Annotated in this window: 7 protein-coding genes, 3 tRNA genes and 1 pseudogene; 8 read left to right on the plus strand and 3 right to left on the minus strand. The window is 74.1% G+C overall.

The window, feature by feature from the left end:
• Positions 1-631: MFS transporter (locus tag EBO15_RS44840; protein ID WP_325051987.1), on the plus strand; the 631-nt coding region annotated here is incomplete at its 5' end.
• 9 nt (positions 632-640) lie between these two features.
• Here EBO15_RS44840 and EBO15_RS41480 read toward each other — a convergent pair.
• A complete protein-coding gene (locus tag EBO15_RS41480; protein WP_122199929.1) occupies positions 641-1,516 on the minus strand; it encodes a LysR family transcriptional regulator in 876 nt (291 codons plus the stop codon).
• An 83-nt stretch (positions 1,517-1,599) separates the two neighbouring features.
• On the opposite strand from EBO15_RS41480, the gene EBO15_RS41485 reads away from it, so the two are divergent.
• The 6 genes from EBO15_RS41485 (at position 1,600) to EBO15_RS41505 (ending at position 7,654) form a co-directional block, all read left to right on the plus strand.
• Entirely contained in the window at positions 1,600-2,439 is an 840-nt protein-coding gene (locus EBO15_RS41485; protein ID WP_122199930.1) for an oxidoreductase, read from the plus strand.
• A gap of 184 nt (positions 2,440-2,623) precedes the next feature.
• Positions 2,624-4,513 carry a glycoside hydrolase family 3 protein gene (locus tag EBO15_RS41490; protein ID WP_122199931.1) on the plus strand — a complete coding sequence of 630 codons (1,890 nt, stop codon included), beginning with the start codon at positions 2,624-2,626 and terminating at the stop codon, positions 4,511-4,513.
• 642 nt (positions 4,514-5,155) lie between these two features.
• A tRNA-Ser gene (locus EBO15_RS41495) sits at positions 5,156-5,240 on the plus strand.
• A 5-nt stretch (positions 5,241-5,245) separates the two neighbouring features.
• A tRNA-Ile gene (locus EBO15_RS44845) sits at positions 5,246-5,318 on the plus strand.
• Between the two features lie 27 nt (positions 5,319-5,345).
• Positions 5,346-5,418, plus strand: a tRNA-Arg gene (locus EBO15_RS41500).
• Between the two features lie 364 nt (positions 5,419-5,782).
• On the plus strand, positions 5,783-7,654 hold the full coding sequence (locus EBO15_RS41505; RefSeq protein ID WP_122199932.1) for a tetratricopeptide repeat protein: 1,872 nt from the start codon (positions 5,783-5,785) through the stop codon (positions 7,652-7,654).
• Positions 7,655-7,737: 83 nt separating this feature from the next.
• Here EBO15_RS41505 and EBO15_RS41510 read toward each other — a convergent pair whose 3' ends face one another.
• Positions 7,738-8,640, minus strand: coding sequence for a prenyltransferase/squalene oxidase repeat-containing protein (locus EBO15_RS41510; protein WP_122199933.1), 903 nt, complete (start codon positions 8,638-8,640; stop codon positions 7,738-7,740).
• Positions 8,641-8,731: 91 nt separating this feature from the next.
• A complete protein-coding gene (locus EBO15_RS41515; protein ID WP_122199934.1) occupies positions 8,732-9,151 on the minus strand; it encodes a pyridoxamine 5'-phosphate oxidase family protein in 420 nt (139 codons plus the stop codon).
• Positions 9,152-9,288: 137 nt separating this feature from the next.
• Between EBO15_RS41515 and EBO15_RS41520 the strand changes: the two are divergent.
• Positions 9,289-9,685 (plus strand): annotated as a pseudogene (locus tag EBO15_RS41520) (serine/threonine protein kinase); the annotation flags it as partial.

Raw genomic sequence — 9,685 nt, forward strand, 5'->3', positions numbered from 1 at the left:
GGCGCCGGCGCGCGGGGCGTCCGGCGCGTCCGGGGGACGGGACGACTGGCGGATGTTCGCGCGCCTGTCGGCCGTCGTGACGTGCCGGTCGGTGGCGTTCTTCGGGGTGAGCACGCTGCTCGCCGTGGTCGCGAAGCAGCGGATGGACGGCGGGTCCGCGGCGGGGGCGGCGGCGCTGTTCCTGCTGTTCGGGGGCGGCGCGGTCGGGACGGTCCTCGGGGGACGGCTGGCCGGGCGGTTCGGGCGCGTCCGGTGCGCGCGGGTCGCGTACGCGCTCGCCGTGCCGTCCGTCGCGGGCGTCGCGTTCCTGCCCGGGCCGCTGGTGCTCCTCGGCGTCGCGGCGACGGCGGCCACGCTGTTCGTGCCGTTCTCGCTGCAGGTCACGCTCGGTCAGGACTACCTGCCCGGACGCGTCGGAACGGCGGGCGGCGTCACGCTCGGCCTCGCCGTCAGCGTCGGGGGGATCGTCAGCCCGGCGCTCGGCGCGCTCGCCGACGCCACCTCGCCGTCCACGGCGCTGATCCCGGTGATCGCCGCGCCCGCGCTGGCCTGGGCGGTCGCCCGCACGCTCCGCGAGCCCGAGCCGATCGAGGCCGCCGCCGCGTCCCCGGCGGGCGCGGCCAGGGCCTGAGGGGCGGGCTCAGGGGGAGATCAGGGTGCGGACGACCTGCACGAAGTCGTCCACCAGGGGGCCGGGGGCGGCCCAGGCGAGGGCCACGCGCAGGGGTTCGACGTCGGTGAGCGGGGTCCAGGCCAGGTCGGGACGGGTGTAGTAGTGGCCCATGCTGGCGGGCGCGATGCAGACGGCCGCGCCCTCGGCGACCTGTTCCAGCATCTCCTCGACGTTGTCGTTCGTGGGCCCCCAGACGGGTGGACGGCCGTCCGGACGGGGGTTGACGGCCCACCAGTCCACCCACGGCCGCGGGGCGCGCCTGGTCCACATGAGGGGTTCGTCCGCGATGTCCATGATCGACAGGCTCGGACGGGACGCCAGCGGGTGCGTGACGGCCAGCCCGACCACGCGCGGCTCGGTGTGGACGACCTCGGACCGCAGTTCCGACAGGTCGGCGGGCAGCCACGCGAACGCCACGTCGACCCGTCCGTCGCGGAGCGCCGGGACCTCGCCGCCCCAGTCGAACCGCTTCGGCTCGACCCGGACGCCCGGGTGCCGCCGCGCGAACTCGGCGCGCGCCCGCGTGGTGAGCTCGCCCGCGCCGGTCGCCTCGAAACCGACCCGCAGCACCCCGGACTCCGCGCGGCGGTGCCGTTCGGCCGTGGCGTGGACCCGGTCGGCGGCGGTGAGGGTCCGGCGGGCCTCGGCGATCACGTCGTGTCCGGCGGGGGTGGCGGTGACGCCGCCGGGGTGCCGGTCGAACAGCCGGACGCCGAGTTCGGACTCCAGGCGGCGCAGCGCGTACGACAGCGCGGGCTGGCTGACGAACAGCGACGCGGCGGCGCGGCCGACGTTCCCGGCGTCCGCGATCGCGACGAGGTAGCGCAGGTCTCTCAGCTCCACGCTGGGATGATAAACGTCCTTTATGGCGTGGTGTGATTCTTTGTCTTGGACGTCCCGTGGTGCCCGGGTGGATAACTGAGGGCATGAGCGAACAGCGAGTGTGGTTGATCACGGGTGCGACGTCGGGGTTCGGCCGGGCCCTGGCCGAGGCGGCGCTGGCCGCGGGCGACGTCGTGGTGGCGGCGGCGCGCCGTCCCGGGGCCCTGGACGACCTGGTGGCCGCGCACCCCGACCGGGTGCGGGCGGTCGCGCTGGACGTCACCGACCAGGCCGCGATCTCGGCCGCGGTCGCCGAGGCCGTCCTCTGGCACGGCCGCGTGGACGTCCTGGTGAACAACGCCGGGCGGGGCCTGGTCGGGGCGGTCGAGGAGACGTCCGACCGGGAGCTGCGCGAGCAGATGGAGCTGCACTTCTTCGGCCCGGCGGCGCTCGTCCGCGCGGTGCTCCCGCACATGCGGCGGCGGGGGACCGGGGCGATCGTGCAGATGAGCAGCATGGGCGGGCGGATGTCGTTCCCCGGTGTCGGCGCGTACTCGGCGAGCAAGCACGCCCTCGAGGGGCTGACGCTCGCGCTGGCGGGGGAGGTCGCCGGGTTCGGCGTCCGGACGCTGATCGTGGAGCCGGGCAGCTTCCGGACCTCGTTCGCCGGGACGAACTCCCTCGCGCGGACCGCGGAGCTGCCGGAGTACGCCGACCTCGTCGGGCCGGTGCGCAGGGACCTCCCGAACAGCGACGGCGCGCAGCCGGGCGACCCGGTCAGGGCCGCCGCCGCGATCGTCGCCGCGCTGGACGCGGACGAGACGCCGCTGCGCCTGCCGCTCGGCAACGACGCGGTGGACGCGATCGAGGCGTCCCTGGCCCGGGACCGGGAGGAGGCCGCGATCTGGGAGAAGGTCTCCCGGAGCACCGACTTCGAGGCCTGATCTCCGCACGCGCGCGCCGCGTCCCCCCGAGCCCGAGGTCCGGGGGGACGCGACGTCCGGATGCGGACGGGTGGGGGAGGAGGGGCTTGCCGGGGAGGGGTGACCGGCTTACCGTGCGCTTGTTGTCGGGGGCAACAAATCCGACCGCGCGGAGGCTTCCTTGCGCACCCTCACACCCCGGTTCATGCCCCGATCCCTTCTCCGGACCCCGCCGAGGGTCCTCGTCCTCGGCCTCGTGACGGCGCTCGGCGCGCTCGGCGCCGCCGCCCTCCCCGCGGGCGCCGCGCCCGCGGGACGGTTCCAGGAGCGCGCCGCACCCGCGGACGCCCCGTACCTCGATGCCCGGCGTCCCGTCCGGGAACGCGTCGACGACCTGCTGAAACGCATGACGCTGGACGACAGGCTCGGCCAGATGACCCAGGCCGAGCGCGGCGGCGCGGCCCCGGCCGACGTCACGGCGTACCGGCTCGGGTCGGTGCTGTCCGGCGGCGGGTCGGTGCCCGCCGAGAACACCCCGCAGGGCTGGGCCGACATGGTCGACGGCTACCAGCGCGGGGCGCTCGCGACCCCGCTGAGGATCCCGATGATCTACGGCGCGGACGCCGTCCACGGGCACAACAACGTGTACGGCGCGACGATCTTCCCGCACGACATCGGGCTCGGCGCCACGCGCGACCCCGGGCTCGCCCGGAGGATCGGGCGCGCGACCGCCGAGGAGGTCGCGGGCACCGGCGTCCAGTGGACGTTCGCGCCCTGCCTGTGCGTGGTGCGGAACGACCGCTGGGGACGCTCCTACGAGTCGTTCGGCGAGGTGCCGGAACTGCCGTCCGCGATGACGACCGAGATCGTCGGGTTCCAGGGCGAGCGGCTCGGCGCGCGGCCCGCGTCGATCCTCGCGACCGCCAAGCACTACGTCGGCGACGGCGGGACGGCCGGCGGCAAGGACCAGGGCGACACGCAGATCTCCGAGGCCGAGCTGCGGAAGGTGCACCTGCCGCCGTTCCGCGAGGCGGTGAAGCGCGGCGTCGGCTCGGTGATGATCTCCTACAGCTCGTTCGACGGCGTCAAGATGCACGGGAACAAGTACCTGATCACGGACGTCCTGAAGCGCGAGCTGGGCTTCAAGGGGTTCGTGGTCAGCGACTACAACGGCATCGACCAGATCGGCGGCGGCACGCCCGGACTGACGCCGGAGCGGGTCACGGCCGCGGTCAACGCGGGCATCGACATGTTCATGCAGCCGTGGGACTGGAAGGACTTCATCACCACGTTGCGCGGTGAGATCGCCAACGGTCACATCGCGATGTCGCGGATCGACGACGCGAACCGCAGGATCCTGACGGTCAAGTTCCAGATGGGACTGTTCGACCACCCGTACGCGGACCGGTCGTGGCAGCGGACGTTCGGCTCGGACGCGCACCGCGCGCTGGCGCGGCGGGCCGTCGCCGAGTCGCAGGTCGTCCTGAAGAACGCCGGGAACGTCCTGCCGCTGCCCGAGGGCGGCGGGAAGATCTTCGTGGCGGGCAAGAACGCCGACGACATCGGCAACCAGACCGGCGGGTGGACGCTGACCTGGCAGGGCTCGTCCGGGCCGATCACCAAGGGCACGACGATCCTCCAGGGCATCCGGCAGACCGTCCGGCCGGGGACGACCGTCACCTACAGCAAGGACGGCACCGGTATCGACCGCTCCTACAAGGCCGCCGTCGCGGTGGTCGGGGAGACCCCGTACGCCGAGTTCATGGGCGACCGCCCCGACGGCATGGGCCTGGACGACCAGGACCTCGCCACCCTCGCCGCGCTGCGCGCGTCCGGGGTGCCGGTCGTGGTGGTGCTGGTGTCGGGACGTCCGCTGGACATCGCCGCCCAGCTGCCCGGATGGAACGCGCTCGTCGAGTCGTGGCTGCCGGGCACCGAGGGACGGGGTGTCGCGGACGTGCTGTTCGGGACCGTCCGCCCGTCCGGGCGGCTGCCGGTCAGCTGGCCGCGCAGCGCGTCCCAGGAGCCGGTGAACCGGGGCGACGGTAAGTCCCCCTTGTTCCCTTACGGGTTCGGGCTCACCTATCGCCACTGATTGGCCGACAAAGGTCAGATATCAGCTTGACAGTGGCCTCCGGGTGAGGCAGCCGGTGATAGTGGAACGGTCTTGCACATAAGTGACCGAAGGGGCGGGATAGATGAAGATCGTCGTCATCCACAAAGCGGGGCCGGTCGGGCTCCGTGGCTCGGCGAGCGCCAAGCACGCGGGCTGACGCACACTGAGCCTCGCCGGCACCGGCGGCCCGCCGGACGCGAAGAGCGTCCGGCGGGCCGCCGCGCGTGAGGACCCCCGATCGGGTCGGCGTGTGTGAAGCCCTCCCGATCGGGTCGGTGCCGGCGGGCTCGAATCGTCGTTCTGTGCTGCCTGATGAATCGTCGGCACCGCCGGTATGCATCGTCCCGCGTACGCGCCGGAAAGGGCTCGTGGAAGCGTCGTCCGGAAAAAGGGTTGCGGACGTGGAAGGGGACCGGCAGAGTAACCGTTGTCAGCAAGCGGACGCCGTCCGCCGGAGAAGGGAGAGGGATCATGCGACGTCATGGTCGAATGCCGCACAGTCGTCGTCTCTCCGGTTTCGGGAGCGGTGTCCGACGGACGTGACCTGCACGTCCTGACGTCCATCGCCGCCCGCGGGCCCGGAGCCCGGCGGGCGGTTTCGCTTTTCAGGCGGCCGCCCGGGGAGGGTTGGCCGAGTGGAAAGGCAGCGGCTTGCTAAGCCGTGGTCGGGGTTCGCCCCGCGCGAGTTCGAATCTCGCACCCTCCGCGCAGGGCGGATAGGAGAGCTGGTGCTTTCGGCGGCCTCATAAACCGTTCCAGGCGGGTTCGATTCCCGCATCCGCCACGCGTGTGTTCACCATTTCGAAAACGAGTCTCCGTGGCGCAGGGGAAAGCGCGTCGGGTTGCGGACCCGAAGGACGCAGGTTCGAATCCTGCCGGAGACACGGCCTCCATGGTGTGGCGGTCCGCACACCAGGTTGTGGCCCTGGAGGGTCCGGTTCGACTCCGGATGGAGGCCCTCCCGGGGCCGGACGCCGTGCTCGGCGTCCGGCCCCGTCGCCAGGGTCGGCGAGCGTGGCGCCCGGCCCCTCGCGTAGGCCGCCGAGCGCGGCGTGCGGGCCCGAAACCCGGAAAACTGGCCGGTTCAGGACACCGCGCGTCCGGGCGTTGTGAAGGACGCGCCGCCCGGGATACGCATGGGTGCATCGGGTTCACACCGGGTGAGGGGCGGACGATGAAGCGGATCCTCGTGCACAAGGCCGGGCCGGTCGTGCTGCGCGGCGTGGCCAGCGCCAGGCACGCCGGCCTGTGACGGCCTCGGGCGCGGCCGGTGAGCCCTCGGGCGGGACCGGTGAGCTGCGGATCCCGGCGGACCGGCGCCTCGGCGGGCCGTACACGGCCGGGGCCGCGCTGATCGGGCGGCTGGCCCGGGAGGCCCTGGCGGAACGTTCCGATCTGCTCGCCGCGTACGACATCGAACTGCGGGCGGTCGCGCCCGACCTGGGCGACCTGGTTCCGGCGCGACGCGTCACCCTGGTGGAACGGGTCGAACGCGCCGAACGCGTCCTCATCCCCGCCGCGCGCCGGACGCTGCGCGTCGCGAACGGCGCGGCCGAGTTCGTCCGCGAGTGGCTGCGCGCGTCCGGGCGTCCGCGGACGGTCGTGCTCGAAGGGTTCGCCGAGGCCGACCCCGCCGATGTCGAGCTGTTCGCCGTGCTGCGCCGCCGCGTCGACCCGGCGTTGCTGACCGTCCGGATCGACGAGGGAACGGTGCCGGAACTGCCCGGCGACGACCTCGATCCCGCCGCGCACGCCGCGCGCGCGCACGAGCTGGAGGAGTCCGGGCTGGTCGGGCCGCGCCTCGGGATCGTCCTGCGGCACCGGGACCGCGCGGGTGACCCGTCCAGTGCCGCCGCCTCGTACGCGTACGCGGTCGGATGGTGCCTGAACCGCGGCTGCCACGACGCCGCCGCGGAACTCGGACGGCGCGGCATCGAACACGCCGACCCCGAGCAGCATCCGGACGCCGACCCGGCCGTGTGGTGGGAGCTCGTCCACGCGACCGCGATGGCGCTGGCCGCGCTGAACCGCGAGGACGAGGCCGAACGGCTCCTGCACCGCGCCCGCGCCACCACCGACTCGCCCGTGTGGCACTCCACGATCGCCTACTCGCTGGCGATGCTCGCCGTCCGCCACCACGATCCCGCGCGCCGCGACCTGACCGCGGCGCTGGCCTGGACGAACACCGCGATCGCGATCTGCGGCCTGCTGCCCGGCAAGGCCGAGCGCGCGGTCAAGCTCGGCTTCGACCTCAACGGCCGCGCGCTGGTCGAGTCCCGGCGCGGACGGGACGAGGAGGCGCTGCGGCTCGTCCAGGAGGCGATCGACCTCGCCGACCGCGACCTGCCGCCCGGCGCCCAGCCCGTCCACCGGATGGTGCTGCGCGCCAACCGCGCGACGGTCCTGGACCGGCTCGGCCGGACCGGGGACGCGCTCCGCGACTGGACGGCCGTGATCGACGCCGACCCCGTCCACCCCGACTACTACATCGACCGGGGCAACCTGCTGCTGCGCCTCGGCCGCGCGGACGAGGCCGTCGCCGACTACGAGACCGCGATGGCGGCAGGCCCGCCGTTCCCCGAGCCGTACTTCAACCGGTCCGAGGCGCGGTTCGCCGAGGGCGACCTCGACGGCGCGCTAGCCGACCTCGGCCGCGCGCTCGAACTGGACCCGGGCTTCGCCGAGGCCCGGACGAACCGCGCCGGGCTCCTCGCCGCCCTCGGCCGCAACGCCGAGGCCCGCGCGGACTGCGCCGCCGGCCTCGCCCACCGTCCCGGGGACGCGCACCTGCTCAGCGTCCTCGGCCAGATCGAGGCCGCCGAGGGGCACGGCGACCGGGCGCGGGCGGCGTTCGACCAGGCCCTCGGGCACGACCCGACGCTCGCCGCCGCATGGGCGAGCCGGGGCGTCCTCGCCTACGAGACGGGCGACGCCGAGGCCGCCGTCCGCGACCTGACGCACGCGCTGGAGTTGGGGGAGGACGTGGCCATCCTCTTCAACCTCGCGGTCGTCCTGGTCGCTTTGGGCCGCCCCACGGAGGCGCGCGCGGACCTCGTGCGCGCGCGGGGCCTGGCACCCGGCGACCCCGACATCGAGAAGGCCCTGGCCGACCTCGGCTGACGCGCACCGGACCGCCCGCACGCGTCCGGAGCGCTCAGTCATGGCGAGGCGTTGCAGGCGGTGTCAGTTGGTGTCAGTTGGTGTCAGGCGGTGAGGACCTCCGCGTTGCGGAGGGCGGACAGGACGCGGACGGTCTCGTAGCCGCGCCACTCCAGGGCGCCCGCGGGCGAGATCTTGGCGTACTCGACCGTCCAGCCGCCGTCCTCCTGCTGGCCCGCCGCCAGGCGCTCCAGGTCCCTGGCGATGATCTCGGGGCCGAACAGGCCGCGCGGCGGACGGCCCGGGACGGCGGCGAAGTCCAGCGGATGCAGGTACTCGTCCTCCGTGCCGCCCTCGACCCGCAGCCGGCCGTCGTCCGGGATCTGCGCGGCGAGCCCCTCCATCAGCTCGGGGGCCTGCGGATGGACGTCCTGGAGGGCGTCCATCGCCCGCATCGCGAACGCCAGGATGTAGGCGTGCGGGTTCCCGTCCAGGGCGCCGACCGCGCCCACGCAGTAGCCGGTGGCGCGCTCCAGCCACGGGTGCTCGGCCACGCCCGGGTCGACCTCGGCGACCTGGCGCGCCGCCACCAGCGTGAACGCGGTGATCTGCAGGGACGACACGGTCGTGTCCGCCGTCGCCCACCACGGCGCGTTCCCCGCCTCGCTGGTGACCGGCAGGGCGAACGGGAGGCCGCCGTCCGCCAGTGACACCGACTCCAGCCAGTCGCACAGCTCGACGGCCCGCGGATGCCCGCCGACCTCGGCGAACACCTCGAACGCGTGCGCGGCGGCGCCGGTCTGGCTCTCGGACGAGCGCAGGTCGGGCTCCAGGCCCCAGCCGTAGCCCCCGTCCGCGTTGCGGTAGCCCTCGAGCGCCGCGATCACGGCCTCGACGTCGCCGCCCCCGTTGCGGTCCTCGCTGAAGAGAAGGTCGAAACGCCGCCGGTCCAGGAGCCGCGCGTGCGTGGCCATGAATTCGGCGGCCTTGTTCAGGTCGATGCTCATAAGCCCATCCTGGACGGCCCTTTCCGGCCGGTCTTGTAGCTTTCGGTCACCCGCCGCACGCCCGCCGCCTCCCGTGATCGCCCGCCGGACGTCATCCGCGCCCGAGGCGGCGGCCGGTGATCAGCTTCGGGGTGAGACGGATCCGGGCGGGCCGCGCCTCGGCCGGCCACGGCTCCACGTCCGCGGAGGTCTCGTCGTCCTCCAGCTGCCGCCCACCGCCGCGCAGCAGGACGCTCCAGCCCTCATGGGTGTCCGGATGGAACCGGTCCACCTCGAACGCGATCCGGACCTCCGCGCCCGTCGGCAGCCCGGCGAGGTTCTGGTTGAGCCGCCCCGCGAGCGACGTCCGGAACACGACCGTCTCGCCGTCCATGACGTAGTTGACCGGGGTCACCGTCGGCCCCTCGCCGTCGTCGTAGGCCACCCGGCCCACACCGCCCGGGGAGATCAGCTTCAGGCACGTGTCGCGGTCGAGCGCCGACAGGTTCGGACGGTCCTGCGGTGCGGTCATGGCGGCGCCTTTCTCCCGGTGGGTCTCGATTCCAGCCCTACCCGCCCAGGCCGCCGCCACTCCGTGACCTTGATCGCTTCCGGCCGGGCGGCCCCGGTAGGGTCAAGCGCGTCCCAAGGGAGAGACGGGAGCGCCCGGTGGACGATCCGCTGCGCCCCGGACTGCCGCTCGGCGGCAGGTACCGGCTCGAGGCCCGCGTCGGCGACGGCGGCATGGCCTCGGTCTGGCGCGCCTTCGACACCGTCCTGTCCCGCCCGGTCGCCGTGAAAATCCCCCGTCCGGACGTCCCCGGCGCGGACGGCCCGGACGGCCTGCGGAGGGCGGCCGGGTGGATGTGGCGGGAGGCCACGGCCGCGGCGCGGCTCAGCCACCCCGGGATCACCGGCGTCCACGACTACGGCGAGGCCGACCTGCCGGGCGGCGGACGCGTCCCGTACCTGGTCATGGAGCTGCTGGACGGCGAGACCCTCGCCGCGCGGCTCGCCCGCGGCCCGCTGCCGTCCCGGGAGGCCGCCGCCGTGGGCGCGCAGGCCG

It is taken from the genome of Actinomadura harenae (assembly GCF_003696215.1).
Lineage (GTDB): Bacteria > Actinomycetota > Actinomycetes > Streptosporangiales > Streptosporangiaceae > Spirillospora > Spirillospora harenae.

What these genes read in the sequence shown, in the direction of transcription:
- EBO15_RS41485 (WP_122199930.1), top strand. Translation starts at nt 1,600, where the DNA reads ATGAGCGAACAGCGAGTGTGGTTGATCACGGGTGCGACGTCGGGGTTC.
- EBO15_RS41490 (WP_122199931.1), top strand. Translation starts at nt 2,624, where the DNA reads ATGCCCCGATCCCTTCTCCGGACCCCGCCGAGGGTCCTCGTCCTCGGC.
- EBO15_RS41510 (WP_122199933.1), bottom strand. Translation starts at nt 8,640, where the DNA reads ATGAGCATCGACCTGAACAAGGCCGCCGAATTCATGGCCACGCACGCG.
- EBO15_RS41515 (WP_122199934.1), bottom strand. Translation starts at nt 9,151, where the DNA reads ATGACCGCACCGCAGGACCGTCCGAACCTGTCGGCGCTCGACCGCGAC.